Below are 24,563 nucleotides of genomic sequence, written 5' to 3' on the forward strand. Positions count from 1 at the left end.
CGCTGCTCAGCGCGGCACCAGCAGCCGGTTGCTGCGTGCCGGGTGGCGCTTCAGCGTCAACGCGGCGCCGCCTTCGCCCCATGCCGCGCTCTGCGCGCGGACGCTGGCCGCTGCACCCGGCAGCACGGGGCAGCTGCCGATGTCCACGTGGCCCAGCGCCGAGGCCAGCATGGCTTCGGCCGGGTCGCCCAGCGCGTGGCCGGTGTCGTCGGCCACGCTGCAGCCCTTGACGAAGCGCGTGCCGGCGCTGCCGCTGAGGCTGGGCTCGAAGCCGTCCGCATAGTCGCCAAAGCCCTGCGCGTTGACGCCCGCGAACTCGATGGGGAAGTAGCTGATGCCGCAGTTGTCCTTGGCCGTGAAGCCATAGGGCTTGCCGCAGGTCTTGCCGCCGATCAGCACCACGTCCACGCCCACGCCGCGCAGGCCGTTGACGACGGCTTCGCTGGCCGAGCAGGTGCCCGACTGCGCCAGCACGTAGACACGCGTCAGGTTCAGCTCCGGCAGTGGCTGCACGCTGGTGCAGTTGTTGCCGACCAGCATGCAGGACTGGGTGTAGAACGGCGTCACTTCGTTCTCGGCGCTGCGCTTGGCGCTGTACTTCAGCGTCTCGAAGGCCTGGCCGGCCGTGCGCGTGCTCCCGGCGATCATGGTGGCCAGCTCGCTGGCGATGTAGAGATAGCCGCCGCCGTTGTAGCGCATGTCCAGCACCAGCTCGCGCACGCCCTGGGCCTGGAAGCCCTGCATCGCCGTGATGAGCTGGCCTTCCGCCGGCGCGATGTGGTCGTTGAACAGCATGTAGCCCGCGCGCGTGCCCAGCGGTGTCGTGACGATGCGGGCAATGGGCACCGGCGTCTTGGTCACCGACGCGCTCGTCAGGCTGCGCGTGACCGTCGCGCCGCTGGTGCGCGTGAAGACGAAGCTGTGCGGCGCGTTGATGGCCGCCGGGAACATTGCCGCGTTCAGTGCATCCACGCCGGCCGAGTCGGCCACGTCGGCGCTGGTGCCGTCCGCGCTGACGAGCTGGTCACCGCGCACCAGGCCGGCCAGATCGGCCGGGCTGCCCGGCTCCACGTAGGCGATGCGGATCTGCCGCGGCGGCGTGGTGTTGGTCAGCTTCCACTCGATGCCGTAGCCAGCCTCGACGGCGTTCTCGACCAGCGCCTTCCACTTGTCCGTCGCGTAGGTGAAGCTGAAGCGATCGCGCAGCGCGCCCGAGTCGGTGCGCTGCGTCGTCTTGAGCGCCTCGAAATAGGTGTCCATCGCGATGTAGGTGTCGGCCACGCTGTAGCCCGCGCCATTGGGGTCCACGCGCGGCACCTCGTCGCGCCACAGGTAGGCCTCGTCGAAGTAGGCGCGCAGCCACTTCTTCTCGCTGTCCAGCGTGGACGTGCGCAGGTTGCTGGCGGCCAGCGTGTTGGTGGCTGCACATTGCTGCGCGAAGCTGGACGACGGGCCGGCCGGGTCGGGCGACAGGCTGCCGCTGCTGGAGCCGCTGCCGGACGAGCCCGAAGAGCCCGAAGAGCCCGAAGACCCGGACGACCCCGATGACGACGAGCCCCCCAGCACCGGTGTGCCGGCCCGCCCGCCGCCGCCGCCGCAAGCGGCAAGCAGGGTCAACAGCAGCAAGGCCCACGCGGCGCGGTGGCGGATCGGGTTCGACATCGACAAAACTCCCTGATTGATCGGACTGGCGATCTTCGCCGCCCGCCGGGAATGTAGCGCGCCGTCAGCGCACGTAGCGCTTCTCGATGCGCGTGATGCTGCCGTCACGCTGCATGCTGGCCAGGCCCGCGTTCATGGCCGCCAGCGCCGCCGCGCCGCGCGGGCTGACCTTGGCGAAGGCCATGAAGGACGGCTCGGCATTGAAGTGCTCCAGCGGCTGGCGCTCCAGCGCCTCGGCCACGCCCAGCTGGCGGATCTCCCAGGTGCCGGCCAGCGCGCTGACGATGGCGACCTCCGCGCGGCCGCGCTCCACCAGTTGCACGGCGCCACCCACGTCGCGGCCGTACTCCACCTGGCCGGCGGCCATTTCCAGCACCGCCTTGGGGTAGATGAAGCCGGCGCTCACCGCCAGCCGGTGGCCGCGCAGGTCTTCGAGCTGCTGCAGCTTCAGGCCCGCGCCTTTGCGGGTGTAGAAGTGGTAGTTCACGCCGGCGCGGTAGGGCGTGCTCCAGCGCAGGAAGCGGTCACGCTCGGTGCTGAAGTTGGCCGTCGTCGTGAAGTGGGCGGTGCCGTGCTCCAGCATGAAGAGCACGCGCTTCCATGGCACGTACTGCACGTCGATGGCGCCGTCGAAGCCGCCGCGGCGCAGCGCCTCCCGGGCGATCTCTATGTCTATGCCTTCGCCGCTGGCATGGCCCTGCGGATTGACCAGCGGCGGGTAGACGGCGTTGGCCAGCACCAGCGTGTGCGCCGCGGGCTCGGCACGCACCCAGGCCGGTGTCAGCGCCGCGGCGCCGAGGGCAAGGATGCGGCGCCTGCTGGCCATCAGCGCAAGGCCAGGTCGACCACCGTGCCGGCAAACACCGCGAAACCCAGCCAGTGGTTGGCGCGGAAGGCCGTGAAGCAGCCCGCGCGATGGCGCCGGCGGATCAGCGTATAGTGCCACAGCGCCTGAGCCGCCGCGGCCGCGATGCCCAGCAGGAACCAGCGCCCCAGCCCCAGGCGCAGCCCCAGGCCCGCCCACATCGCCAGGTAGGTGGCGTAGAAGACCATGATGCCGGCGACATCCCAGCGGCCCAGCGCGATGGCCGACGAGCGCACGCCGATGCGCAGGTCGTCGTCACGGTCCACCATCGCGTATTCGGTGTCGTAGGCCAGCACCCAGAACAGGTTGGCCAGCAGCAGCGCCCAGGCCGACAGCGGCACCGAGCGCAGGTTCCACTCCGTGCCACCCAGCGCCGCGGCAAACGCCATCGGGATGCCGAACGAGAAGGCGATGCCCAGCACCGCCTGCGGCATGGCCAGCACGCGTTTGGCGAACGGGTAGGCGATGGCCACGGCCAGCGCCGCGAAGCTCAGCAGGACCGCCGGCGGGTTGGTCGTCAGCACCAGACCGAAGGACACCAGCGACAGCACGGCGCCCAGCAGCAGCGCCTCCTTCACCGACACGGCGCCCGTCGTCACCGGCCGCTGCGCGGTGCGCTGCACGTGGCGGTCGAACTCCCGGTCGGCCACGTCGTTGACGCAGCAGCCGGCCGAGCGCATCAGCACCGTGCCCAGCGTGAACACGGCCAGCAGGTGCCAGCCCGGCCAGCCGTCGGCGGCGATCCACAGGGCCGACAGCGTGGGCCACAGCAACAGCAGCCAGCCGGCGGGGCGGTCCCAGCGGATCAGCTGCAGGTAGAGCGCAAGCCGCGACGGAGGCGTGGCGGCGGGAGCGGCGGTCGTCATGGCGAGCATTTTCGCGCGCTGCGGGGGTGGTGGTTTGTTGGCATAGTGCGCAGCCTGGTTCGCCCATCCATTGCCATGGTCACCCTGGTTCATGTTGCCGACGAGCGCGACGCCGCTGCCATCTTGCGGTCGGGCCTGTCCTTGCCGAAGCGGCGCCTGCTGGATGTGCAGAGCGAGCAGCGGACATACGGTGTCTTCGCGATGCCCGTCATCGACGATTTCCTGCTGACGCATCAATGGGTCAGGGAGCTGGCGCGCCGTGGGCACCGCAGCGCGGTGGGCGTGTACTTTCGCGTGCCCGACGACGAGCTGGTCTGGACCGGGCGCTACAACGCCGACAAGCGACCGTGTACCGCTGCCGCCGCCGCGGCCGAGCTGCGCAGTCAGCGGCTGCTGGGCTACGAAGTCATCATCCCGCGCTCGATCCGGGCGACTGAGATCACCGCCGTTCGACCTCTGCCGCCGGTGGGTTGGCGGTTCTATCCGGAGGCCAAGGGCCAGCGGCCGTTTTGCCCGTGCAAGTTCTGCACGCGGGGCGACATCAAGGCCAGGCGACTGCGCAGCCGCCTGGACCCCGAAGGCAGCTACGCCTAAGCTGGGGACCGTCCTATGAGCCATGCCACGCGCGACCTCGTTCACCAGCACTGGCAACTCGCCAACGCACGCGACTGGGCCGGCCTTGCCCGACTGCTGCACGCCGACTTCGTCTACGAGGCGCCGCAGAGCCGCGAGCGCATCCGCAGCGCGGCGGGTTACGTGGACTTCTACGCGACCTGGCCCCAGCCCTGGCGGGTGGAGGTGCTCAAGTGCATCGCCGACGATGCCAGCGTGCTGACGCAGATCAACTTCATCAGCAGCGCGCCGGCGATGACGGGGCTGACGATCTTCGACCTGCGCGACGGACTCATCGCCAAGGTGACGGACTACTGGCCCGACCCCTACGAGCCCGGGCCGCGGGCGTCGGTGCACGTCGAGCGGTATTGATGGCCATGAACACGTCCCGGTCAGCCGGCGCGCTTCTTCTTCTGGCCTCGTTGACCTGCTGGAGCGCTCCGGCGCCGTTGCCCAAGGAGGTGCAGACCTTCGTCGATTTGCGCGGCGCCTGCGACCACTGGCGTGGCGAACGCGGGTTCGACGCCGAGCGCCAGAAGGACATCGACTGGTCGGTCTGCCAGAGCTGCCCAGGCACGGACGCCGAGCTGGCGCGGCTGAGGCAGAAATACCGCGGCAATGCACGCGTGACGGCGGCGCTGGCGGATTTCGAGCCGCGCGTCGAGCCCGACGACAAAGCCGCCACGGCCCGGTTCTGCCAGGCGACCCGCAAGCCGGCCGGGGTGCGGTGAACCGCAGCTGCCCGGCATGCCCACCACACCCTTGCGCTTCGGCCTCGGCGCCGCGCTGCATGCGCTGGCGCCACGCCAGGTGAGCGTCCTTGCCTTCTGCGCGGCCAATGTCGTCATCGACGTCGATTCGCTTTGCAACCTCGTGCACCCCGACATCCAGCCACTGGCGCCCTTCGGCGCCGGCCATGCGCTGCAGGGCGCCATCTCGTTGCAGGCGCTGCACTGGGCCGCCTCGCGTCAGCGCTGTTCGCGCCGCTGTGGATGGGCGCGCGCCGCCTGTGGTCGTCACGTTCGCGCTGAAACCCTCGGCGGCAGCAGGTCTTGCAGGCCGCGCCTAAAGTCCGCGCTCCTGCCCCACGGACCTCGTCATGACCGACCTCAGCCAGTTCCCCATCACGAAGAAATGGCCCGCCCAGCACCCGGAGCGCCTGCAGCTGTATTCGCTGAACACGCCCAACGGGGTGAAGGCGTCGATCGCGCTGGAGGAGACCGGCCTGCCCTATGAGCCGCATCTGGTGCGCTTCGACACCAACGACCAGCTCAGCCCCGAGTTCCTGTCGCTGAACCCGAACAACAAGATCCCGGCCATCATCGACCCCAACGGGCCGGGCGGGAAGCCGCTGGCGCTGTTCGAGAGCGGTGCCATCCTGGTCTACATCGCCAGCAAGACCGGCCAGCTGCTGCCCACCGACACGGCGCTGCGCTTTGAAGCACTGCAATGGCTGATGTTCCAGATGGGCGGCGTGGGGCCGATGTTTGGCCAGGTCGGCTTCTTCCACAAGTTCGCCGGCAAGGACTACGAGGACAAGCGCCCGCGTGACCGCTACGTGGCCGAATCCAAGCGGCTGCTGGGCGTGCTGGACGGCCACCTGAAGGGCCGCGAGTGGCTGGTCAACGACGAGTACGGCATTGCTGATATCGCCACCTTCCCCTGGATCAACAACCTGGTCGGCTTCTACGGCGCGGGTGACCTCGTGGGCTTCGACGACTTCAAGGAAGTGGGCCGCGTGCTGAAGGCCTTCGTCGCGCGGCCGGCCGTGCAGCGCGGGCTCAAGATTCCGTCGCGCGGCTGATCCGAGGCGACAGACGGGCCCAGCGCCGGCCCCTAGGTGGACCGGCCGAGTTGCGCCTCGGACGAGGGGCTCACAAGCCTTGCCCGTTGCAGCGAATCGGCCACGATGCGCGCCGCCGTCTGCGCCAGCGCCGGCGTGTGGTCGGCCATCACCTGCATGCGCAGCCGCGCGCTGTTCAGCGACACGGCCGGGTACTCGACCAGGTTGGCCAGCAGCCCGGCCTGGCTCATCTCGCGGCAGGCCACGCGGGCCAGCGCGTCCGGGCCCAGCATGACCGGCACGATGGGTGACGGGTGGCCCAGCACGGTGATGCCCTGCTCGGTCAGCGCGCCGCGCAGCCCGAGGATGGCGCGCATCAGCCGCTCGCGCCGCTCGCCGCCCTCGCTGGAGCGCACGATGGCAAGGCAGGCCCGCACGACGGCCACCTGCACTGGCGACAACGCGTTGGAGAAGGTGTTGGGTGCGGCGTAGAAGCGCAGGTATTCCTTGATCGCGCGGTCATGGCTGGCGACGAAGCCGCCGTTGGACGCGAAGGTCTTGGAGAACGAGCCCATCACCAGGTCCACCTGGCCCAGCATGCCTTGCAACGCCAGCTGGCCGCCGCCGCCCGTGCCCAGGCAGCCCAGGTCGTGGGCCACGTCGACCATCAGCAGCGCGCCGTGGTCGCGCGCCAGCGCCTGCAGCCGCTTCAAGTCGGGCGAGTCGGCGTCCATCGAGAAGCAGCCCTCGGTGACGACCAGGATGCCGTTGTGCGGGTCGCGCTGGCGCACGCGCTTGAGCAGGCGCTCGACATGGTCGACGTCCAGGTGGCGGTGCAAGTGCACGTTGGGCGTGGACGCCCGGGCGCCCTCGTGCAGGCAGTTGTGGGCCAGCTGGTCGATGACGATGTGGTCGGCCTCGCGCACCAGGCCCTTGATCGCGCCGAAGCCCGCGGCCCAGCCGGTGGGGAACAGCAGCACCTCCGGCATGCGCAGCAACTCGCCCAGCTCGGCCTCCAGCGCCGTGGCCTCCTCGACATTACCGGCCAGCGCCGTCGAGCCGGCGCTGTGCACGCCGTAGCGCTCCATCGCCGCCTGCGCGGCCGCGCACACCTTGGGGTGGCGGGCCAGCGACAGGTACTCCTGCGACGAGAAGTTCAGCCCCACGTGGCGCTGGCCGTCCAGCAGCGTCAGCTCGGCCGTTGCGCCGGGCCGCCCGCCCAGGCGCTTGGCGTAGGGAAAGACACCATGCGCCAGCCTTGTCTGCGCCCAGGCGTGGAAGGCCTGTGCCTTGGCCGCCAGGTCGGTGCCCGCGCAGGTCAGGTAGTCGAACGACGAGCCACGCAGCTCGGCGCCATCGGTGTCCATCTCGGGGGCCGCCTCGGCGGCCCGGTCCAGCAGTTCGTCCATCTGAGCCCCCAGAACGTGATCTTGTGGGGGCGGACTGTGCGCAAGCGCGGCGCGCCTGGCATCCGCAGTTCTGTCGAGTCGTGATGCGATCAGGTCGGCCGCCGCACGCGCTGCTGGGCGGACTGGGCTTTGACGACGGTCTTCAGCGGCGGCGCCGCGGCAAAGTCTGCGGCATGTGGCGCCAACGCCAGCTCCAGCAGCCGACGCACCGCCGGCGTGTCGAGGTCGTCGGGCGACGCCAGCCGCATGCTGCGCACGCGCGCGCCTTCGCCTTCCAGCAGCCCCTCGGGGTCGGGCAAGTCCTTGCCGTACAGGAAGAACAGCGTCACCCAGCGCGGGTAGCCGGCGATGGACACGAGCGCCGCGGCGGCCTGGTCCGCATGGGCATAGCCGATGGCCAGCGCGTTGTCGTTGTCGTAGACCAACTCGAAGCCGCGCGGCACGCGCGCGCAGAGCTTGCGGCGGCAGGCGGTGATGGCGTCGGCCATCTGCGGCGTGTAGCGGGCGATGAAGTCGGCGACCTGGCGGGCGGTGGCGTCGGGCATGCGCTGGCCTCAGTTCAAGGCGGTCACGTGGTCACCCTGCTGCGGCACGCAGCCGGCCGCCAGCGCCACCCCGCCCCCGCGCTGCACGACGCCCTGCGGCCCGTGGCAGAACTCGATGCGCCGCGCCGCGGGCCAGCGCTGCAGCGCGAAGGCCTCCAGGCTGGTGGGTAGGCTGGTCTGCACGGCGCCGGCATTGAGCTGCGCTTCCGGGTGGTCGTCGAAATGCAGCCAGGGCACGAAGCGGCCGGCCAGCAGCAGCCAGGCCGACGCATGCACGGGCTCGGGCGCATAGCCTTCGGCCTTCAGCCACGCCTGCGCGTCCTCGCGCGCCGTGCTGCCGGTGGCGGCCGCGGCGAGCAGCTCGGCGACCCACTGGTTGCAGTTCTGGTAACTGGTGCTGAAGGGGTAGGCGTTGGCGCTGTAGCGCGCGTTCAGCAACCCCAGCGCCACGCCGTTGTCGCGCGTCACGGCGGCCAGTGGCGCGGCGGCCTCGGCAGGCAGCAGCAGCACGCTGACATAGCCCACATCGGCGTCATCGCTGCCCGTCACGAAGCCGGCCAGGCCCTGGTCGAACAGGCGCGGCGCGCCTTCGGCGCAGGCGTAGTACAGCTGGCGTACGGCCCAGGGGGTGTCCAGGCCGTCGGCCAGCGCGACGCCGGCGTGCGAGTAGCGCAGGCCGAAGCGTGACAGGTCCGTGCCCGAGCGGGAGATCAGCGCGGCCTGGGCGCCGGAGGCGGCCAGCGCCTGGCGGATGACGGCGGCAAAGCGCAGCAGGTGGTCCTGCTGCGTGGCGGTGATGGGAATGGCCCGGTCGCAGCCGCGCGGTGGCAGGCCGGCCTGCGCGGCGCCCGCGGCGGCCAGCAGCGCCGCCGCGACGGCGGCCCGCCTCAAGGCTTGACGACGCGCGCGGCCAGCTCGCGGTGCCAGGTGTCTTCCAGCACGAGGAAGAAGGCCTGTCCGGTGTCGGCATGCGCGAAGGCGGTGCCATAGGGCTGGGGCGTGGCCTGCACCTCGTCGCCGACGTTGACGGCGCGCGCGGCCAGCGCCTGCTGCGGCAACGTCAGCTCGACCGTGTCGTTCGCATTGGCGGCGCCGTCGCGCGCCAGCGTCAGGCGCAGCTTGCCGGCCTCGGCCTGGGCGACCTCGGTGACGCGGTAGCGGCCCTCGGCGCGGCGGTCATCGCCGGCGCTGCTGCCGGACGAGGCCTTGAAGGAATCGGACACGCTGCCCGACGAGGCCGAGCCGGCGCCCGCGGCGGACGAGGCGAAGGAGGCGGCGTGGCCGGCCGAGGCGGCGGTCAGGGCCAGGGCGGCGAGGAGAACGAGGCGCATCGTGAGGCTCGCTGTGATGAGAGGATGGCCAACGATAGCGCGGATGTGCTCAGGCTTTGTTAACGCCGCCGCTTTCCAGTGTGTCGAGGATGGGGCAGTCGGGCCGGTCGTCACCATGGCAGCTGTGCACCAGCTGCTGCAGCGTCGCCTTCATCGCCTGCAGTTCGGCCAGCTTGGCGTCCAGTTCCGCCAGGTGCCGCTGCGCCAGCGCCTGCACGTCGCGGCTGGGCCGGGCGCGGTCTTGCCACAGGCCCAGCAGCGCGCGGATCTGTTCCAGCGAGAAGCCCAGGTCGCGCGAGTGGCGGATGAAGCGCAGCGTGTGGACCTCGCGCTCGCCGTAGGTGCGGTAGCCGGCGTCGGTGCGCACCGGCTGCGCGAACAGGCCGATGCTTTCGTAGTGGCGAGCCATCTTGGCCGACACGCCCGCCGCGCGCGCGGCCTCGCCGATGTTCAGGCGCGCGCTCATGGCCGCACCTCGGTGGCGGCGCCGCGCCAGCGCTTGAGCGTCAGCGCGTTGGCGACGACGCTGACGCTGCTGAAGGCCATGGCCGCGCCGGCGATGACGGGGCTCAGCAGCCCCAGCGCGGCGAGCGGGATGCCCACCACGTTGTAGGCAAAGGCCCAGAACAGGCCCTGGCGGATCTTGGCGTAGGTGCGCCGCGACACGTCCAGCGCGTCGGCCACCAGGCGCGGGTCGCCGCGCATCAGCGTGACGCCGGCCGCCTCGGTGGCGACGTCGGCGCCGCCGGCCATCGCAAAGCCCACCGACGCGGCCGCCAGCGCCGGCCCGTCGTTGAGGCCGTCGCCGACGAAGGCCACCACCGCGCCGCCTTCGCGCAAGCGCTGCACCAGGGCCGCCTTGTCGCCGGGCAGCACCTCCGCATGGACCTCGGTGATGCCCAGCGTGCGCGCCACGCCGGCCGCCGCGCCGCGGCTGTCGCCCGTCAGCATGACGGTGCGGATGCCGCGCGCCTGCAGCTGCGCGACGGCCTGCGCGGCCGTGTCCTTGACGCGGTCGCCAAAGGCCAGCAGGCCCAGGGCGCGGCCCTCGGCCATCAGCCAGGAGACGGTGTGGCCCTCGGCCTCCAGCCGCTGCGCTTCGTCGCCGAGGCCGGCCTGATTCACGCCCAGCTCCTGCGCCAGCCGCGCGCTGCCCAGCGACAGCAGCCGGCCCTGCACACGGCCCTCCACGCCCCGGCCCGGCAGCGCGCGGGCGTCGCTGACCGGCAGCGTCGCCAGGCCCTCGGCTTGAGCCTGGGCCAGCACGGCGACGGCCAGCGGGTGGCTGCTGGCGCGCTGCAGCGCGGCGGCCAGCTGCAGCAGCTCGGCGCGGTCCATGCCCGCTGCGGGCACGAGCGCCGCGATGGACGGCTGGCCCACCGTCAGCGTGCCGGTCTTGTCGAAGGCGACGACGGTGACCGCATGCGCCAGCTCCAGCGCCTCGGCGTCCTTGATGAGGATGCCTTGCCGCGCCGCCACGCCGGTGCCGGCCATCAGCGTGGTCGGCGTGGCCAAACCCAGCGCGCAGGGGCAGGCGATGACCAGCACGGCCACCGCGTTGATGAGGGCTTGCTCGGCGCCAGCGCCCTGCAGCAGCCAGCCGACAAAGGTCAGCGCCGCGATGGCCAGCACCACCGGCACGAAGACGGCGCTGACACGGTCGACGACGCGCTGGATGGGCGCCTTGGCCGCCTGGGCGGACTCGACCATTCGGATGATGCGGGCCAGCGTCGTTTCGGCGCCGATGGCCGTCGTGCGCACGGTCAGCGCGCCTTCGGCATTGATGGCGCCGCCGGTCACGCGCTCGCCCGGCGCCTTGGCCACCGGCAGGCTCTCGCCGGTGATCAGCGACTCGTCCACATGGCTGCGGCCGCTGACGATCTCGCCGTCCACCGGGATGCGGTCGCCGGGCCGCACGGCCACCAGGTCGCCCACCACCACGGCCGAGACCGGCACCTCGATCTCGCTGCCGTCGGTGCCCACCACGCGGGCCGTCGAAGGCCGCAGCGCGTTCAGCGCGCGGATGGCGTCGGTGGTCTGGCGCTTGGCGCGCTGCTCCAGCCACTTGCCCAGCAACACCAGCGTGATGACGGCGGCGGAGGCCTCGAAGTACAGGTGCGTGTGGCCCGGGTGGCGCGCCAGCAGGTAGACCGACAGCCCGTAGGCCGCCGACGTGCCCAGTGCGACCAGCAGGTCCATGTTGCCGCTGCCGGCGCGCAGCGCGCCCCAGCCGGCGCGGTAGAAGCGCGCGCCCAGCACGAACTGCACGGGCGTGGCCAGCAGCAGTTGCAGCCAGCCGGGCAGCATCCAAGCGATGCCGAACAGGCCCAGCAGCATCGGCGTCACCAGGGGCAGCGTCAGGACGGCCCCCGCCGCGACGGGCCACCAGCCGGGCAGGGCGGGCGGGTTGGCCACGGCCGCCGGCGAGCCCGCGGGCGCGACCGCGCTGGCCGGGTAGCCGGCCTTGTCCAGCGCCGCCGTCAGCGCGGCCGCGGGCACATTGGCCAGCGCCTGCACCTGGGCGCGCTCCGTCGCCAGGTTGACCGACGCGGCCGTGACGCCGGGCACCTTCAGCAAGGCCTTCTCGACGCGGCCGACGCAGGACGCGCAGCTCATGCCGCTGACCTGCAGCGTGATGTCGTTCAAGGTGGTGGAGGGGTTCATTGCGAGCCTCGCGAATTCAGTGATGAGGCGATGCTCAAGCTTCCCATGATGGCAAGGTCAAGGGGTTGATTGGGGTCAATCCAGCGTCAGTGCCGCGGCCAGGTGGCTGTAGACGGTGTGCACGCGCTGCAGGTGGCGGGTCTCCGGGTGGGTCAGCAGCCAGAGGTCGGTCTCGGCCCCGTCCAGCGGCTCGGTCAGCCGGCGCAGCTCGGCGCGTGGCTCGGCCAGGAACAGCGGCAGCACGCCCACGCCCAGCCCCTGGGCGACCAGCTCGGCCACCGTCTGCACGCTGCCGGTGCGGAAGGCCGGCTGTTGCGCCGGAAAGTGCTTCTGGCGCCAGCGCACCGACGGGTGTTCGGGCAGGCCGTCGTCGGGCGCCACCCAGGCGGCCTCGCCGGCTTGGACCTGGTCCCAGTGCCGGATGGGGCTGTGGCGCGCCGCGTAGACGGCCACGCGGATGGGGCCGACGCGCCGGCCGATCAGGTGCGGCGGCGGCTTGGCGGTGGCGCGCAGGGCGATGTCGGCATCGCGCCGCGTCAGGCTGGCCAGTTCGTTGCCGCTGTGCAGCTCGAACTGCAGCCGCGGCTGCGCCTGATGCAACGCGGCCAGTGCCGGCGCCAGCAGGCCGTGCAGCAGCGTGTCCGTCGTCGTGATGCGCACGGTGCCGGCCGCCTGGCCCGGCTGGGCCTGGGCCGCGGCGCGGGCGGCCTCCAGCGCGGCTTCCACCTGCTCGGCCTGGGCGGCGAGCGTGCGCGCCAGCTCGCCGGCGGTGTAGCCGCGCCGGCCGCGCTCGAACAGCGCCTGCCCCAGGCCGCGCTCCAGCCGCTGCAGCATGCGGAACACCGTGGACGCGTTGACGCCCAGCCGCTCGCCGGCCGCGGCCAGCGTGCCGGCGCGGTGCAGGGCCAGCACCAGGGCGAGGTCGGCGGGGGCGAGTTCGTATTGCATGGCTGCAATCTGAGTTGACGGATTTGCGTATTTTGTGGCGTGGCTTGCCTACCTACATTGGCTGCGTCCACCACTTCATGGAGATGCCCATGGCCTCCTCGACCTCTCTGGGCCTGCTGCTGCTGCGGCTGTCCCTGGGCCTGATGTACCTGGCGCATGCCGGGCTCAAGCTGTTCGTCTTCACGCTGCCGGGCACGGCGCAGTTCTTTGCCGGCCAGGGCCTGCCGGGCGGGCTGGCCTACGCCGTGTTCGCGGCCGAAGCCTTGGGCGGCGCCCTGCTGCTGCTGGGCGTCTACCCGCGCCAGGTGGCGCTGTCGCTGTCGCCCATCCTGCTTGGCGCGGCCTGGGTGCATGCGCCCAACGGCTGGGTCTTCACCGCGGCCGGCGGCGGCTGGGAGTACCCGGTATTCCTGGCCGCGATGTCCGTCGTGCTGTGGCTGGCGGGTGACGGTGCCGGCGCGTTGCGCCGCAGTGCGCGCTTCACCTGGGGCGCGGCGTGAGCGGCCTGACGCTGGTCAGCCACGCGCTGTGCCCCTACGTGCAACGCGCGGCCGTCGTGCTGGCGGAGAAGGGCGTGGGCTTCCAGCGCATCGACGTCGATCTGGCCGACAAGCCCGATTGGTTCCTGCGCCTGTCGCCGCTGGGCAAGACGCCGGTGCTGCAAGTGGGCGGCGAGGCGGTGTTCGAGTCCGCCGTCATCTGCGAATACCTGGACGAGACGCAGCCGCCGCGCCTGCATCCCGAGGACGCGCTGGCGCGGGCGCGTGAGCGGGCCTGGATGGAATTCGGCTCGGCGGTGCTGAGCGGCATCGCCGTGCTGTACAGCGCGGCGGATGAGGCGGCGATGGACGCGGCGTATGCGGCGCTGCGCGGTCGCTTCGAGCGGCTCGAAGCGGTGTTGGGCAAAGGCCCGTGGTTTGCCGGCCGCCGCTTCGGTCTCGTCGACGCGGTGTTCGGCCCGGTGTTCCGCTACTTCGACGTCATCCCGCCCGAGGGCTTGTTCGACGGCCTGCCGCGCGTGCAGGCCTGGCGCGTGGCGCTCGCAGGCCGGCCTTCGGTGCGTGAGGCCGTCACGTCGGGTTATGCGCAAAGGCTGCGCAGCTTTCTGCTGGCGCGCGGCGGCGCGCTGTCACGGCGCCTGGGCGGCGGTTATTAAAACCCAAAGAAATATTGATTCGTTCGAATATAAATAAAAAGATATAATCCAAGTGTCGCGTGAACAAGCTTCCAAAAGCTGCCCACCGACTCCTCAGGTCGCCGTCCGCGACCTTCCACACTTTTTGGCGGGCAGAGCAGTGGCCACCCGACCCAAGAAGGCATTGCCGCCGGGCCCTTCACGCCCGCAACCCTGACTGAACAACATTTCAAACAACGCCATTGCCATGGGCCAGTACGTCGTTTCGCCCGCGACACACCTAACCGACTGCGGCCGCTTTCGCGCCTCGTTCTCGGTTCGCCCGGCCCAGGGCAACGACACGCAACACCGCGTGTTCCGCTTCGACACCACGTTTGCCTCACGCGAGGCAGCTCGGTTGTTCGCTGTCACCCAAGGTTGGCTGCAAGCCTGCATGCCGATCCAGCCTGCGTGCTGACGTTCTGGTCCCGCCAGATCCTGTCCACGCAACCCACCGCTGCGGTCGTCCGATCCGCAGATCCGCACCCGCATCCCCGCGGTGTGCCACTACCCAGAAAGGCTCGTCCATGAGCAGCAAGATTTATGTGGGCAACCTGCCCTACTCCGTGACCGACGCCAGCCTGAAAAGCAACTTTGCCGAGTTCGGCAGCGTGTCCTCCGCCAAGGTCATGATGGACCGCGAAACCGGCACCTCCAAGGGCTTCGGCTTTGTGGAGATGGCTTCTGCCGAAGTCGCCCAGGCGGCCATTTCCGCGCTGCACGGCATGACCGTCGATGGCCGCTCCATCGTCGTCAGCCTGGCCCGCCCCCGCGAAGCCAGCAAGGAATCGAGCGGCTACGGCGCAGCCGGCTACACCGCGACCAAGCGTGCCGACGTCGGCTACGGCACGGGTGGCTTTGGTGGTGGTCGCTACTGAACCCAGCGACTCCCCTGTCGATGACCGGCTCTGTTGAGCCGGTTTTTTTTCGTCCCGACACAATGGCCTGATGCGCCTGCCCCGCCGACTTGTCCTTCTCGCCGCCCTCGTCTCGACGCTCGCCGCCGCCGAGCCGGCCTACTTCCCGCCGCGCGGCGACTGGCAGCGCGCCGAGCCAGCCGCGATGGGCCTGGACCCCGCCCGGCTGGCCGAGGCCGTCGCCTACGCGCGGGCGCACGAGAACCCGGCGCCGCGCGACCAAGCGCTGGCGCTGGCCCAGACCTTCGGCAAGGCCGAGCCCTATTTCGGCGGCCAGATCGGGCCGACGCGCGAGCGCGCCGCGGCCAACGGCGTCGTCATCCGCCGCGGCAAGGTCGTGGCCGAATGGGGCGACACGCGGCGCGTGGACATGTCGCACAGCATCACCAAGACCTTCCTGTCCACGGTCGTCGGGCTGGCCTGGCAGAAGGGCTTGATCCGCAGCACCGACGAGCGCGTGGCCGACGCGATGCCGCCCGACGTCGACCTGTTCACCGCGCCGCACAACGCGCCCATCACCTGGGAGCACCTGCTGCGCCAGACCAGCGACTGGCAGGGCACGCTGTGGGGCAAGCCCGACTGGGCCGACCGCCCCGTCGGCAAGATGCCCGAGGACTGGCCCAACCGGCCGGTGTACGAGCCGGGCACGCACTACAAGTACAACGACGTGCGCGTGAACCTGCTGGCGCTGGCCGCGCTGCAGGTCTGGCGCCGGCCGCTGCCCGAGGTGCTGCGCGAGGAAGTCATGGACCCCATCGGCGCGTCGTCACGCTGGCGCTGGCACGGCTACGACAACAGCTGGGTCGAGCTGGACGGCCGGCGCGTGCAGTCCGTCTCCGGCGGTGGCCACTGGGGCGGCGGCATGTTCATCGACGCCTGGGACATGGCGCGTTTCGGCTACCTGTTCCTGCAGAACGGGCAGTGGGCCGGCCGGCAACTCGTGTCGCGCGACTGGATCGCCAAGGCCCGCGCGCCGGGGCCGGCGAATGCCGAGTACGGCTACTGCAACTGGTTCCTGAACACCGGCCGCAAGCCGCTGCCGGCAGCACCCGAAAGCAGCGTGACCTTCCGCGGCAACGGCCAGAACATCATCTACATCGACTGGGAGAACGACGTCGTCGCGGTGGTGCGCTGGATAGACAACGGGCCGGCGTTGAACGAGTTCGTTGGCAAGCTGCAGGCCGCCGTGAAGCGCTAGGCGCAGGCCGCGGCTTCAGTCCAGGAAGGTCCAGGTGTCCGCGCCATCGAAGCGGCGCACCTGGACGGGCGCCAGCAGCCGCGGGTCGAAGTTGTTCAGGTTCACGCCGTGCCGGGCGCCCGCCTCCGCAACCAACGGCTCCCAGTGCGTCACGCAGCCGCAATGGGCACAGCGGATCGTGCGCAGCGTCCGGTCACCCCAGACGTACTCGGCCGTGTGCTCGGGATGCCCTTCCACCTTCACCGTGCCGAACTCGTAGTAGGCCCACAGGCCGGCCAGGCGGCGGCACATCGAGCAATTGCATCGCGTGGCCTTCTCCGGGGCCGAGGGGAGCGTCAGGCGCACCGCGCCGCAGTGGCATGAGCCCTGGAGCGGGGTTGAGGGGTCAACGTCTTGGTCCATGGCGGGAACAGGCCTCTCGTGTGCTGTCGATGTCGATGTCGATGTCGGTGCTGCGTGCCCGCAGCAACGCGCGAGCACGCCGGCCGCGTTGCCGCTGGCCGGCGTGGCTGGCAATCATTCCATTGCCCATGCGCGCATTGTCGGCAACAGGTGCCGCCCTGCACCTCCTGCCGGTGGGGTCCCCTACAGGCGGCCCATCAGCAACAGCACGATGACGATCAGCAGGACCAGGCCGATGCCGCCCGTGGGCGCATAGCCCCAGCTGCGGCTGTGCGGCCAGGCCGGAATGGCGCCGACCAGCAGCAGGATCAGCAGGACAAGCAATATGGTGCCAAGACTCATGACAGCTCCTTGATGCGGGCCGCGATCAACACGACGCAGCCCGATGCACCGACAGCCGGCAATCGGCGTGCCCGTCGCCTAGCGGTACCGGTCGAAGGCCGGCCGCGCCAGCGCGGCCAGCATGGCCACACCGGTGTAGTGGCCGACGAGCTGCGTGATCTCCAGCAGCGCCGCCTCGTCCCAATGCAGCCGTACGTCGGCCCAGGTCGCATCGTCCACGTCCAGCCGCTGCACCAGGCCGTCGACCAGACGCAGCACGGCGAGCAACCCGGGCGTCCACAGCGCAGCGTCGAGCGTCGGCTCGCGCAGGTCGGCGATCTGCGCCACCGAGAGGCCCATGCGCTGCGAGATCGTCTGCTCGTGCAGGTTGAACTCGTAGTCGCAGCGCGCCGCGCTGCAGGTGCGCAGGATGACGGCCTCGCGCAGCGCGGGCGCCAGGCGTTTGCGGTCCGCCAGCCCGGTGGGCCCGAGCAAGCCGCTGTCGACCATCTCCTTGAACAGCTCGCCGTGGCGGGCCACGGTCAGGAAGATCTGCGGCGGTGGGAAGCCGGGCGGGATCAGCCGGTTCATGCGCTGGGCCAGGTCGGGCGGCAGTGGCAGCGCTTGAGGGGCGATGCGGGGAGAGGGTGAAGGGGTGGGGGTGGGGATGTTGTTCATGCTTCGAAATCAGAAGCGTTGCGGTGAGCGGACTCTAGCTGGACTTGCTTCTAAAATCAAAGCATGACGACAAAACGCCTGGCCGCCATCGCGGCGGCGGACGCGCCGGCCTCGGGCAAGGACGCGCTCAACGCGGCGCTGGATCTGTTCCAGCGCCGCTGGACGCTGCGCATCTTGTGGGAGCTGCGCGCCGACGACGCGAGCCTGAACTTCCGCGCGCTGCAGGCGGCCTGCGGCGACCTGTCGGCGTCGGTGCTGAACCAGCGGCTGGCCGAGCTGCGCGAGGCGCTGCTGGTTCAGCACGACGCGGGCAGCGGCTACCGGCTCGGCGCCCAGGGGCGCGCGCTGCTGGTGGCCATGGAGCCGCTGATGAAGTGGGCGCCGCGCTGGGCGCGCGAGGTGCAGCGGACGGTGGGCAAGGTCTAGGCCCGGCGGGCCTCACGGCCCCAGGTCCCGCCGCTCCCGGACATGGCCATCGGCCGTCAGCAGGCCGGCGTCGGCGTCCGCGGAGTGCGTGCCCGGCCCGTTCTCCATGCCGGCCATCAGCCAGCCGCCCTGCCAGGCCGCGAGGCTGCGCAGCTGGTTCTGCCGCGGGCCGGCGGCCAGGGCCACGCGCCGCACTGGCTTGCCGGCGGCATCCAGCCGCATCAGCAGCGGCGTGGCCGTTTCGGAGATGCTGACGCCGGTCGGGTTCTGCGTGTAGCCCGCCGCGCCGCATGCGAGCAACTGCCCGTCGGCCAGGCTGGCAATGTCGAACAGCACCTCGCCCTGGTCGACGTCGATCACCTGGTGGCTGAGCGTGCGGCTGCGGTCCGCGACGAAGGCCACGTAGGCGTCCCAGCCGTCCGCGGACCGGACGGTGCGCACGCGGCCCACGACGGCCATGCGGTCGCCCAGCCAGCGCAGCCCCTGCACGTCGGCGCGGCCCTCGGTGCGGTGCAGCACGCTGTACAGCCGCTGGCCCGCGTCGCTGAAGCGGCTGAGCATGAAGCCCTCCAGCGCCGAGGTGTCCAGCGCCTCGCCGATCTCCACGCCCGGCTCCGCCAGGCTGCGCCAGCGCGGCACGAAGCCGGTCGCGGCGGCATGGCCCAGGCGGTGCAGCACCACGGCGAAGCGGCCGCTGCGGTAGGCCAGCACGACGTCCTCCCCCAGCGCGGCCAGCTTTGCCGCGTCGTGCGTGACCGCGGTGGGCACCAGCGACTGCGAGTCCATCAGCGCGAACGGGCCGTCGATGATGGGGTCGGTCGCGGCCTGCGGGTCGAGGAAGGGCTGGTCGCGCAGCACCTCGCCGCCGTGGCGCAAGCGGACCAGCCGCAACTGCGTGGCGGAGGCCAGCACGAGGCTGATCTCGCCGGATGGGTGCAGCGCGAAGTCGATCAGCGACCAGCCGACCGGCGGGTGGTAGGCGACGCCGGGCGTCAGTCCGCCGTCCGGCGCCAGCAGCAGCTGCCGGTCCGGCGCGACATCGCGCTCGAAGTCCTGGGCCTTCTCGGCCAGCGCGACCCAGCTGCGGTCGGCGGTGACGAGCTTGGTGATGAAGCGGCCTGGCACGGCGACGCCCACGGGCGGGCTTTCGCCGCCGGGCTTGGGGCCCGGCTCAGCCCCGCCGCCGCCGCCGCCACCGCAGGCCAGCAGCACCGCGCTCATGCCGATCCCGGCGACCCATCTGCACCTCTTCAACACGCCAGCTCCCCGACAACAACCCGCTGCAAAGTGTCAAAGCCAGGGGCGTGCGAGGGAAGCCCAGATCCTCGAAAACGCCTTTTCGACGTTTTGCGCTTCACGGCGCCTGACGCCTTGGTTACGGTGACTGCATGACGGGCGAGCCCTCGCCGGTCGCTACAACGTCGAGTCGTGCCGTGATCGCTGCCATGCTGCTGGTTTCTCTGACCATGTCCCTGTCGCCGGGGCCGGTCAACCTGCTCATCCTGGCGGCCGGCCAGCAGCATGGCGTCGCGCGCACGCTGCCCTTCGTGTCCGGCGCGACGCTGGGCTTCACCGCGCTGCTGGCCCTCGTGGGCCATGCGCTGGCCGACCTGATGAACGGCCACGCGATGCTGAAGGCCGCGCTGGGCGGCCTGGGCACGGCCTTCGTCGTCTACATGGGCTACCGGATCGCCACCGCGCCGGTCGGCGACCGCATCCAGGCCGGCGCCGCGCCCACGTTCCTGCGCGGCTGGCTGCTGCAGTGGCTCAACCCCAAGGCCTGGGTCGCCTGCGCCGCCGGCGCGGCGCTGTTCGCGCGCCCGGACACACCCGCGGTGCTGCAGCTGTTCATCGCCGTGTATTTCGGCGTCTGCTACCTGTCCCTGGCCGCGTGGGCCGTGTTCGGTCGGCAGGTGGCCCGCTGGCTCACGACGCCCGCCCGTGGGCGGGCCTTCAACGTCGCGATGGGCGCCAGCCTGGTGCTGTCGGCACTGCTGCCGCTGCTCGGCCGCTAGACCTCGGTCATCGCCTCGTAGAGCCGGTTGATGAGCCGGTAGGCCATGCCGTTGCTGGCCAGGTTGGACGGCCACACCGCATGCACGTCCAGCGGGTCCAGGCGCCAGCCCGGCAGCACGGCCACGGGCGGATCGTCCCGGTCGGCGTGCAACAGGTAGGCCGGCGGCGCGGCCAGGCCCAGCCCCAGCTTGGCCAGCCGGTAGCTGGCCTCGACGCTGTCGGTGCTGATGCGCGGCGTGTAGCGGACTTCCGCGCGTTCGCCCTGCGCGTTGATGAAGGACCGGCTGCTGGCGCGCATGCTCAGGCCTATCCAGGGCATGTCGGCCAGCTGCCCGGGGTGCTCGGGGCGGCCCTGCCGCGCGAGCAGCGATTCGGCCGCGACCAGCTGACGCTGCAGGCGAAAGATGGGCTTGGCACGCAGCGCGCTGTCGGGCAGGTCACCGATGCGAAAGGCGATGTCCAGCCCCTCGCCGATGACGTCCTGGCGCCGGTCGCTGAAGCCGATCTCCAGCCGCAGGTCCGGGTGTTCGGCCAGGAAGCCCCCCAGCGTGCGCATGAACTCGGCACAGGACAGCAGGATCGCGGGGGCCGAGACCTTCAGCGACGCGGAAGACGAGATCGCCCGTTTCCTGAAGTCGATCAGGCCCTCCTCGTACAGCTGCAGCATGGCGCGCGCCGTTTCCAGCAGCACGGCGCCTTCGCTGGTCAGCGACAGCTTGCGGGTGTTGCGGTACAGCAGCGCCGCCCCGACGTTGGCCTCCAGCCGGCTCAGGTGGGCGCTGACGGTCGCGGGCGACAGCTCGAGCAGCTCCGCGGCGCGCGAGAGGGACTTCGCCTCGGCCACCTTGGCGAAGACGATGAGGTAGCGGATGTCTTCGATCATGGCGTCAGGCGGTGCGTGCGGCCGGGCGCAGCACCGCGCCGCCTCAGGCCGGCACGCGCACGGCCAGCCGGGCCTGCTCGATGGCCGCGATCAGCGCTTCCTCGGAATAGGGCTTGCCCAGCAGCTGCGTGACGCCGGCCGCGGCGGCCTCGTCCTGCTTGTCGTCGGACGACGTGATCATGACGACCGGCAGTGCCGCTGTCGCGGCGGCGGCGCGCACCTGGCGCGTCAGCTCGAAGCCGTCGATGCCGGGCATCTCGACGTCGGTGATCAGCAGGTGCGGGCGCTCGGCGGCCAGCAGCTCCAGCGCCTGTTCGCCGCTCTCGGCCAGCGCGACGCGGTAGCTCTGGGCGGCCAGCAGTCGGCTGATCTTCACGCGCACGATCTTGGAGTCGTCGGCGACGAGCACCAGCGTCTCGTCGGCGCGCAGTTCGCGGGTGGGCTGAACCGCCGCGGCGGCGGCTTCAGCCTCTGCTGCGGCTGCGGCCGCAGCCTCGGCGGCGCGGCGTTCGGCATCCAGGCGCTCGGCTTGGGCCAGCAGTTCGGCGGCGGCGCGTTGTTCGGCTTGCGCGGCGGCCTCGGCCTCGGCACGTGCTTCGGCTTCGCGGGCGGCCTGCTCGCGGGCCAGGCGCTCGGCTTCCTCTCGCTCGGCACGCGCCCGTTCGGCGGCCAGGCGTTCCTCCGCCAGTCGCGCGGCTTCCAGCCGGTCGGCTTCGGCGCGTTCCTCGGCCAGGCGCTGCGCCTCGGCCGCGGCGGCCTCGGCGTCCCGGGCGGCCTGGGCCTCCGCTTCGCGGGCGGCTTGCGCCTCGCGGGCCAGGCGTTCGGCTTCCTGCCGCTCGGCCTCGGCGCGTTCGTCGGCCAGCCGGCGGGCCTCAGCTTCGGCGGCCTCAGCGGCCTCGCGGGCGGCCTGGGCGCGGGCTTCGCGCTGGGCGGCTTCCTCGTGCTCGACGCGCGCGCGCCCGGCCTCCACGGCATCGGCCTCGGCGCGCTGTTCGGCCAGGCGCTGGAAGAGCCCGGCTTCGACCTCGCGCAGCGCCTGCGAATCGGCCGACGGCTGGCCCATGTCGGCGGCCACGCGCTGGGCGCGCGCCGCATGCTCGGCTTGCTCCAGCAGCACGCGCTGCGCTTCGCGGTGGGCGGCGGCGTCGCGCGCACGCTGCTGGCGCCGGCGGGCCAGCCACAGCAGGAAGACAACGACGCCGACGGTCACCGCGGCGGCCAGGATCCAGATCAACTGCTCATTCATCGTTTGGGGGCCGCATGACATGCGGCAGCTGCGCATCATCGCGCGTGGTGGTGTCAGCTTAGCGAAGACCGGCGGGTCGCCGTGCGTCAGAGGGCTTGAAGCGTGCGGGAAGTCGTGGTCTGCGCGATGTCGTCGGGCCGGCGCGGGCGCGCGGCGGGCATGGCCTGCACCTCGAAGGCCAGCCGCGCCCAGCGGCCGCGGCCGTCCATGGCCGTCAGCGCATGGGCGCCGGCGCGCGTCAGCGTCAGCACCTGCACGGCGCCGGCGTGCTCGCTGCTGCCGGCCAGCTGGCCGTCCAGCAGCCACGTGATCCCCTGGCTGGCGCCCACGGCCTGCAGGCGCAGGCTGATCTGGGTCTGGCCGGGTGTGGGGCGCAGCACGCTGCCGGGCTCCAGGCCGACGATGCGCAGCGCGCCGCCCTGCGGGTTGCCCGGCGCGCAGCCGGGCCGCCAGGGCAGCAGGTCCACCGGGTCGCGCTGCGCAGGGTCCAGGAAGGGCTGCAGCAGCGTGGGCCAGCGGGCGATGTCATGGCGGCTGGCCTCTGGCGCGCAGTCGGGGCGCACGCGTTGTTGACCGCTGGTCCACGCGGCTTCGAGCAGGCCGCCGGGCCGCAGCCGGTCGGGAAGCGTGGGCGGCACGGCGCCGTCCAGCGTCCAGGCGGTGCGGCGCTGCAGGCACTGGCCGGCCGGCGTGCCGGCCTCGGCGGTGCCCAGCGGCCAGCAGACGGCCTGGGCGCTGACGCTGGCGGGCTGGTGGCGCGGGGCCAGCTGTTGCCGTGCCTCGGCGGGGCCCAGCGCGGCGGCCAGGTCGCGCAGCAGCGGCGCGGCGGAGTTGGCGCCGAAGTGGCCGGGGTTGGGCGTGCCGTCGGGCCGGCCGATCCAGACGCCGAAGGTGTAGCGGTCCGTCACGCCCAGCGCCCAGGCGTCGCGAAAGCCGAACGACGTGCCGGTCTTCCAGGCGATGCGCTGGTTGCCTTCGCGAAACGGGCTGCCGGGGCGGCCGCCGTTCTCCAGGATCTCGCGCACGATGAAGGCGGCGCCTTCGCTCATCAGCCGCGTTTCCTGCGTGGGCTCGCCGGGCGTCAGGCGCGGCCGGGCCGCCAGGCCGCCGCGCGCCAGCGCCGTGTACGCGCCGACGAGTTCCTCCAGCGACGTGCTGCCGCCGCCCAGGATGAGGCTGAGGTTGGGCGCCGCGTTGGCCGGCATGCGCAGCCGCAGGCCGGCGTGGCGCAGCCGGCCGGCAAAGCGCTCGGGGCCCAGCCGCTCCAGCAGGTCCACGGCCGGCACGTTCAGCGAACGCTGCAGGGCTTCGCTGACGCTGACCGGGCCGGAAAAGTCGGCCTGGAAGTTGCCCGGTGCATAGCCGCCGAAGTTCTGCGGCGCGTCGATGAGCAGGCTCTCGGAATGGATCAGACCCTCGTCCAGCGCCATCGCGTAGAGAAACGGCTTGAGCGTGGAGCCGGGCGAGCGGTGGGCGCGCACCATGTCCACGTGCGCGCCACGGCGGGCGTCGTTGAAGTCCGCCGAGCCGGCATAGCCGCGCACTTCCAGCGTGCGGTTGTCGACGACCAGGGCCGCCATCGAGTTGGCGTCGGGCAGCGTGTTCAGGCGGTCGGTCAGCAGCTGCTCCAGGCGGGCCTGCAGGCCGGCGTCCAGCGTGGTCTGGATGACGGCGCTGGCCTGGCCCTCGCGGCGGGCCTGCTGGCGCAGCCGCTCGGCCGCCAATGGCGCCAGCCAGCGCGCGCGCAGCGGCGGCGCGAAGACGCGCTCCAGCTTGGCATCGGCCACGTCGGCGGCCGTCCACACGCCCAGCGTCTGCATGCGCGTCAGCACCTTGTCGCGCGCGGCCTGCGCGGCGGCCACGGCGCGGTCCGGGCGCAGCCGGGTGGGCGACTGCGGCAGCGCGACGAGCAGTGCAGCCTCGGCCTGCGACAGGTCTGCGGCGCCCTTGCCCAGGTAGGCGCGGCTGGCCGTCTCCACGCCTTCCAGCGGCCCGCCCATGGGCGCGAGGTTCAGGTACAGCGCCAGGATCTCGTGCTTGCTGAGGTGCAGCTCCAGCTGCAGCGCGCGGGCGATCTGGCGCAGCTTGGCGGGCACGGTCCGGCCGGTCGCCTTGTCATCCACCAGCCGCGCCACCTGCATCGTCAGCGTGGACCCGCCCGACACGATGCGTCCGTGCCGGGCCCACTGCCACGCGGCACGGGCCAGGGCCACCGGGTTGACGCCGGGATGCCAGCGGAACCAGCGGTCCTCGTAGTGCAGCAGCGCTTCCAGGTAGCGCGGCGACACGGCCTCGGGCGTCGTCAGCTGGCGCTGCGCGCCGTCGTCGCCGGGCCAGGCGCGCAGCGGCGTGCCGTCGGCGGCCAGCACGGTCAGCGTGGGCGAGTCGGCGGTGGGCTGCGGCAGCGGGCAGGCGACGTCCACCACCAGGACGGCGGTGAGCAGGCCGGCCAGGGCCAGCTCCGCACGGCGACGGGAGATGCGCTTGGGCATGCCGAACACGATAGCCGACGCGCCCCCCTAGCTTGAACACCACCTGAACCCTGGAAACGCCGCGCGGCCTGCATCCAGCCGCCGCGGCCTGCGTAAGAGATGAGCCGCAGCGCTGGTTGTATCCA

At 71.8% G+C, this 24,563-nt stretch carries 28 protein-coding genes; 11 read left to right on the top strand and 17 right to left on the bottom strand.

Translation table 11 applies throughout. The features are described 5' to 3' along the window. Positions 1-6 precede the first annotated feature (6 nt). From AC1D29_RS25460 to ubiA, 3 genes are all read right to left on the bottom strand, one after another. Entirely contained in the window at positions 7-1,662 is a 1,656-nt protein-coding gene (locus AC1D29_RS25460; protein ID WP_477902773.1) for a S41 family peptidase, read from the bottom strand. Between the two features lie 64 nt (positions 1,663-1,726). Further along, complete coding sequence (locus AC1D29_RS25465) at positions 1,727-2,488, bottom strand: substrate-binding periplasmic protein (RefSeq protein ID WP_477902775.1); 762 nt, start codon at positions 2,486-2,488, stop codon at positions 1,727-1,729. Further along, a complete protein-coding gene (ubiA, locus tag AC1D29_RS25470; RefSeq protein ID WP_477902778.1) occupies positions 2,488-3,393 on the bottom strand; it encodes a 4-hydroxybenzoate octaprenyltransferase in 906 nt (301 codons plus the stop codon). Before ubiA ends, AC1D29_RS25465 begins: the two co-directional genes overlap by 1 nt. A gap of 75 nt (positions 3,394-3,468) precedes the next feature. On the opposite strand from ubiA, the gene AC1D29_RS25475 reads away from it, so the two are divergent. From AC1D29_RS25475 to AC1D29_RS25490, 4 genes are all read left to right on the top strand, one after another. Beyond that, positions 3,469-3,987: a hypothetical protein gene (locus tag AC1D29_RS25475; RefSeq protein WP_477902780.1), complete on the top strand. Its 519-nt coding sequence runs from the start codon at positions 3,469-3,471 to the stop codon at positions 3,985-3,987. A 15-nt stretch (positions 3,988-4,002) separates the two neighbouring features. Beyond that, complete coding sequence (locus AC1D29_RS25480; protein ID WP_477902782.1) at positions 4,003-4,377, top strand: nuclear transport factor 2 family protein; 375 nt, start codon at positions 4,003-4,005, stop codon at positions 4,375-4,377. Further along, complete coding sequence (locus tag AC1D29_RS25485) at positions 4,377-4,736, top strand: hypothetical protein (RefSeq protein ID WP_477902784.1); 360 nt, start codon at positions 4,377-4,379, stop codon at positions 4,734-4,736. The genes AC1D29_RS25480 and AC1D29_RS25485 overlap by 1 nt, the downstream gene beginning before the upstream one ends. Positions 4,737-5,104: 368 nt before the next feature. Further along, a complete protein-coding gene (locus tag AC1D29_RS25490) occupies positions 5,105-5,809 on the top strand; it encodes a glutathione S-transferase N-terminal domain-containing protein (RefSeq protein WP_477902786.1) in 705 nt (234 codons plus the stop codon). 32 nt (positions 5,810-5,841) lie between these two features. On the opposite strand, the gene AC1D29_RS25495 is transcribed toward AC1D29_RS25490, so the two are convergent. The 7 genes from AC1D29_RS25495 to AC1D29_RS25525 all read right to left on the bottom strand — a co-directional run bounded on the left by AC1D29_RS25495 (position 5,842) and on the right by AC1D29_RS25525 (position 12,685). Beyond that, positions 5,842-7,197, bottom strand: coding sequence for an aminotransferase class I/II-fold pyridoxal phosphate-dependent enzyme (locus tag AC1D29_RS25495; RefSeq protein ID WP_477902788.1), 1,356 nt, complete (start codon positions 7,195-7,197; stop codon positions 5,842-5,844). An 89-nt stretch (positions 7,198-7,286) separates the two neighbouring features. Then, a complete protein-coding gene (locus AC1D29_RS25500; RefSeq protein ID WP_477902790.1) occupies positions 7,287-7,742 on the bottom strand; it encodes a hypothetical protein in 456 nt (151 codons plus the stop codon). 9 nt (positions 7,743-7,751) lie between these two features. Next, positions 7,752-8,633 carry a DUF2145 domain-containing protein gene (locus tag AC1D29_RS25505; protein ID WP_477902792.1) on the bottom strand — a complete coding sequence of 294 codons (882 nt, stop codon included), beginning with the start codon at positions 8,631-8,633 and terminating at the stop codon, positions 7,752-7,754. Continuing rightward, positions 8,630-9,073: a hypothetical protein gene (locus AC1D29_RS25510; protein ID WP_477902794.1), complete on the bottom strand. Its 444-nt coding sequence runs from the start codon at positions 9,071-9,073 to the stop codon at positions 8,630-8,632. Before AC1D29_RS25510 ends, AC1D29_RS25505 begins: the two co-directional genes overlap by 4 nt. A gap of 49 nt (positions 9,074-9,122) precedes the next feature. Beyond that, positions 9,123-9,527 carry a Cu(I)-responsive transcriptional regulator gene (gene cueR, locus AC1D29_RS25515; RefSeq protein ID WP_477902901.1) on the bottom strand — a complete coding sequence of 135 codons (405 nt, stop codon included), beginning with the start codon at positions 9,525-9,527 and terminating at the stop codon, positions 9,123-9,125. 8 nt (positions 9,528-9,535) lie between these two features. Further along, positions 9,536-11,737 (bottom strand): heavy metal translocating P-type ATPase, encoded by a 2,202-nt coding sequence (locus AC1D29_RS25520; RefSeq protein WP_477902796.1) that lies wholly within the window; start codon positions 11,735-11,737, stop codon positions 9,536-9,538. Positions 11,738-11,812: 75 nt separating this feature from the next. Continuing rightward, a complete protein-coding gene (locus AC1D29_RS25525; protein ID WP_477902799.1) occupies positions 11,813-12,685 on the bottom strand; it encodes a LysR family transcriptional regulator in 873 nt (290 codons plus the stop codon). 89 nt (positions 12,686-12,774) lie between these two features. On the opposite strand from AC1D29_RS25525, the gene AC1D29_RS25530 reads away from it, so the two are divergent. The 5 genes from AC1D29_RS25530 to AC1D29_RS25550 all read left to right on the top strand — a co-directional run bounded on the left by AC1D29_RS25530 (position 12,775) and on the right by AC1D29_RS25550 (position 15,974). Next, positions 12,775-13,185, top strand: coding sequence for a DoxX family membrane protein (locus AC1D29_RS25530; protein WP_477902801.1), 411 nt, complete (start codon positions 12,775-12,777; stop codon positions 13,183-13,185). Then, the gene (locus tag AC1D29_RS25535) at positions 13,182-13,841 is read left to right on the top strand and encodes a glutathione S-transferase family protein (protein ID WP_477902803.1); all 660 of its coding nucleotides are present in this window, start codon (positions 13,182-13,184) and stop codon (positions 13,839-13,841) included. Before AC1D29_RS25530 ends, AC1D29_RS25535 begins: the two co-directional genes overlap by 4 nt. A gap of 226 nt (positions 13,842-14,067) precedes the next feature. Further along, positions 14,068-14,277, top strand: coding sequence for a hypothetical protein (locus AC1D29_RS25540; RefSeq protein ID WP_477902805.1), 210 nt, complete (start codon positions 14,068-14,070; stop codon positions 14,275-14,277). A 109-nt stretch (positions 14,278-14,386) separates the two neighbouring features. Further along, positions 14,387-14,737 carry an RNA recognition motif domain-containing protein gene (locus AC1D29_RS25545; protein WP_477902807.1) on the top strand — a complete coding sequence of 117 codons (351 nt, stop codon included), beginning with the start codon at positions 14,387-14,389 and terminating at the stop codon, positions 14,735-14,737. Between the two features lie 70 nt (positions 14,738-14,807). Continuing rightward, positions 14,808-15,974, top strand: coding sequence for a serine hydrolase domain-containing protein (locus AC1D29_RS25550; protein ID WP_477902809.1), 1,167 nt, complete (start codon positions 14,808-14,810; stop codon positions 15,972-15,974). 15 nt (positions 15,975-15,989) lie between these two features. On the opposite strand, the gene AC1D29_RS25555 is transcribed toward AC1D29_RS25550, so the two are convergent. From AC1D29_RS25555 to AC1D29_RS25565, 3 genes are all read right to left on the bottom strand, one after another. Continuing rightward, the gene (locus tag AC1D29_RS25555; protein WP_477902811.1) at positions 15,990-16,376 is read right to left on the bottom strand and encodes a GFA family protein; all 387 of its coding nucleotides are present in this window, start codon (positions 16,374-16,376) and stop codon (positions 15,990-15,992) included. 183 nt (positions 16,377-16,559) lie between these two features. Further along, positions 16,560-16,718, bottom strand: a complete 159-nt coding sequence (locus AC1D29_RS25560; RefSeq protein WP_477902813.1) for a DUF3309 family protein — start codon at positions 16,716-16,718, stop codon at positions 16,560-16,562. 78 nt (positions 16,719-16,796) lie between these two features. Continuing rightward, on the bottom strand, positions 16,797-17,375 hold the full coding sequence (locus AC1D29_RS25565; RefSeq protein ID WP_477902815.1) for a carboxymuconolactone decarboxylase family protein: 579 nt from the start codon (positions 17,373-17,375) through the stop codon (positions 16,797-16,799). Between the two features lie 63 nt (positions 17,376-17,438). On the opposite strand from AC1D29_RS25565, the gene AC1D29_RS25570 reads away from it, so the two are divergent. After that, entirely contained in the window at positions 17,439-17,801 is a 363-nt protein-coding gene (locus AC1D29_RS25570) for a winged helix-turn-helix transcriptional regulator (protein WP_477902817.1), read from the top strand. A gap of 12 nt (positions 17,802-17,813) precedes the next feature. Here the strand turns inward: AC1D29_RS25570 and AC1D29_RS25575 are convergent, their stop codons facing one another. Next, complete coding sequence (locus AC1D29_RS25575) at positions 17,814-19,022, bottom strand: hypothetical protein (RefSeq protein ID WP_477902819.1); 1,209 nt, start codon at positions 19,020-19,022, stop codon at positions 17,814-17,816. A gap of 224 nt (positions 19,023-19,246) precedes the next feature. Between AC1D29_RS25575 and AC1D29_RS25580 the strand changes: the two genes are divergently transcribed. After that, complete coding sequence (locus AC1D29_RS25580) at positions 19,247-19,816, top strand: LysE family translocator (RefSeq protein WP_477902821.1); 570 nt, start codon at positions 19,247-19,249, stop codon at positions 19,814-19,816. Here the strand turns inward: AC1D29_RS25580 and AC1D29_RS25585 are convergent. The 3 genes from AC1D29_RS25585 to pbpC form a co-directional block, all read right to left on the bottom strand. After that, positions 19,813-20,700: a LysR family transcriptional regulator gene (locus AC1D29_RS25585; protein ID WP_477902823.1), complete on the bottom strand. Its 888-nt coding sequence runs from the start codon at positions 20,698-20,700 to the stop codon at positions 19,813-19,815. The two genes, AC1D29_RS25580 and AC1D29_RS25585, sit on opposite strands and share 4 nt — an antisense overlap. A gap of 43 nt (positions 20,701-20,743) precedes the next feature. Beyond that, positions 20,744-21,946, bottom strand: coding sequence for a response regulator (locus AC1D29_RS25590; protein ID WP_477902825.1), 1,203 nt, complete (start codon positions 21,944-21,946; stop codon positions 20,744-20,746). Between the two features lie 86 nt (positions 21,947-22,032). After that, entirely contained in the window at positions 22,033-24,438 is a 2,406-nt protein-coding gene (gene pbpC, locus AC1D29_RS25595; protein WP_477902827.1) for a penicillin-binding protein 1C, read from the bottom strand. Positions 24,439-24,563 lie beyond the last annotated feature (125 nt).

It is taken from the genome of Roseateles sp. P1_C6 (assembly GCF_056406315.1).

What these genes read in the sequence shown, in the direction of transcription:
- AC1D29_RS25460 (WP_477902773.1), bottom strand. Translation starts at nt 1,662, where the DNA reads ATGTCGAACCCGATCCGCCACCGCGCCGCGTGGGCCTTGCTGCTGTTG.
- AC1D29_RS25465 (WP_477902775.1), bottom strand. Translation starts at nt 2,488, where the DNA reads ATGGCCAGCAGGCGCCGCATCCTTGCCCTCGGCGCCGCGGCGCTGACA.
- ubiA (WP_477902778.1), bottom strand. Translation starts at nt 3,393, where the DNA reads ATGACGACCGCCGCTCCCGCCGCCACGCCTCCGTCGCGGCTTGCGCTC.
- AC1D29_RS25475 (WP_477902780.1), top strand. Translation starts at nt 3,469, where the DNA reads ATGGTCACCCTGGTTCATGTTGCCGACGAGCGCGACGCCGCTGCCATC.
- AC1D29_RS25480 (WP_477902782.1), top strand. Translation starts at nt 4,003, where the DNA reads ATGAGCCATGCCACGCGCGACCTCGTTCACCAGCACTGGCAACTCGCC.
- AC1D29_RS25485 (WP_477902784.1), top strand. Translation starts at nt 4,377, where the DNA reads ATGGCCATGAACACGTCCCGGTCAGCCGGCGCGCTTCTTCTTCTGGCC.
- AC1D29_RS25490 (WP_477902786.1), top strand. Translation starts at nt 5,105, where the DNA reads ATGACCGACCTCAGCCAGTTCCCCATCACGAAGAAATGGCCCGCCCAG.
- AC1D29_RS25495 (WP_477902788.1), bottom strand. Translation starts at nt 7,197, where the DNA reads ATGGACGAACTGCTGGACCGGGCCGCCGAGGCGGCCCCCGAGATGGAC.
- AC1D29_RS25500 (WP_477902790.1), bottom strand. Translation starts at nt 7,742, where the DNA reads ATGCCCGACGCCACCGCCCGCCAGGTCGCCGACTTCATCGCCCGCTAC.
- AC1D29_RS25510 (WP_477902794.1), bottom strand. Translation starts at nt 9,073, where the DNA reads ATGCGCCTCGTTCTCCTCGCCGCCCTGGCCCTGACCGCCGCCTCGGCC.
- AC1D29_RS25520 (WP_477902796.1), bottom strand. Translation starts at nt 11,737, where the DNA reads ATGAACCCCTCCACCACCTTGAACGACATCACGCTGCAGGTCAGCGGC.
- AC1D29_RS25525 (WP_477902799.1), bottom strand. Translation starts at nt 12,685, where the DNA reads ATGCAATACGAACTCGCCCCCGCCGACCTCGCCCTGGTGCTGGCCCTG.
- AC1D29_RS25530 (WP_477902801.1), top strand. Translation starts at nt 12,775, where the DNA reads ATGGCCTCCTCGACCTCTCTGGGCCTGCTGCTGCTGCGGCTGTCCCTG.
- AC1D29_RS25540 (WP_477902805.1), top strand. Translation starts at nt 14,068, where the DNA reads ATGGGCCAGTACGTCGTTTCGCCCGCGACACACCTAACCGACTGCGGC.
- AC1D29_RS25545 (WP_477902807.1), top strand. Translation starts at nt 14,387, where the DNA reads ATGAGCAGCAAGATTTATGTGGGCAACCTGCCCTACTCCGTGACCGAC.
- AC1D29_RS25550 (WP_477902809.1), top strand. Translation starts at nt 14,808, where the DNA reads ATGCGCCTGCCCCGCCGACTTGTCCTTCTCGCCGCCCTCGTCTCGACG.
- AC1D29_RS25555 (WP_477902811.1), bottom strand. Translation starts at nt 16,376, where the DNA reads ATGGACCAAGACGTTGACCCCTCAACCCCGCTCCAGGGCTCATGCCAC.
- AC1D29_RS25560 (WP_477902813.1), bottom strand. Translation starts at nt 16,718, where the DNA reads ATGAGTCTTGGCACCATATTGCTTGTCCTGCTGATCCTGCTGCTGGTC.
- AC1D29_RS25565 (WP_477902815.1), bottom strand. Translation starts at nt 17,375, where the DNA reads ATGAACAACATCCCCACCCCCACCCCTTCACCCTCTCCCCGCATCGCC.
- AC1D29_RS25570 (WP_477902817.1), top strand. Translation starts at nt 17,439, where the DNA reads ATGACGACAAAACGCCTGGCCGCCATCGCGGCGGCGGACGCGCCGGCC.
- AC1D29_RS25575 (WP_477902819.1), bottom strand. Translation starts at nt 19,022, where the DNA reads ATGAGCGCGGTGCTGCTGGCCTGCGGTGGCGGCGGCGGCGGCGGGGCT.
- AC1D29_RS25580 (WP_477902821.1), top strand. Translation starts at nt 19,247, where the DNA reads ATGCTGCTGGTTTCTCTGACCATGTCCCTGTCGCCGGGGCCGGTCAAC.
- AC1D29_RS25585 (WP_477902823.1), bottom strand. Translation starts at nt 20,700, where the DNA reads ATGATCGAAGACATCCGCTACCTCATCGTCTTCGCCAAGGTGGCCGAG.
- AC1D29_RS25590 (WP_477902825.1), bottom strand. Translation starts at nt 21,946, where the DNA reads ATGAATGAGCAGTTGATCTGGATCCTGGCCGCCGCGGTGACCGTCGGC.
- pbpC (WP_477902827.1), bottom strand. Translation starts at nt 24,438, where the DNA reads ATGCCCAAGCGCATCTCCCGTCGCCGTGCGGAGCTGGCCCTGGCCGGC.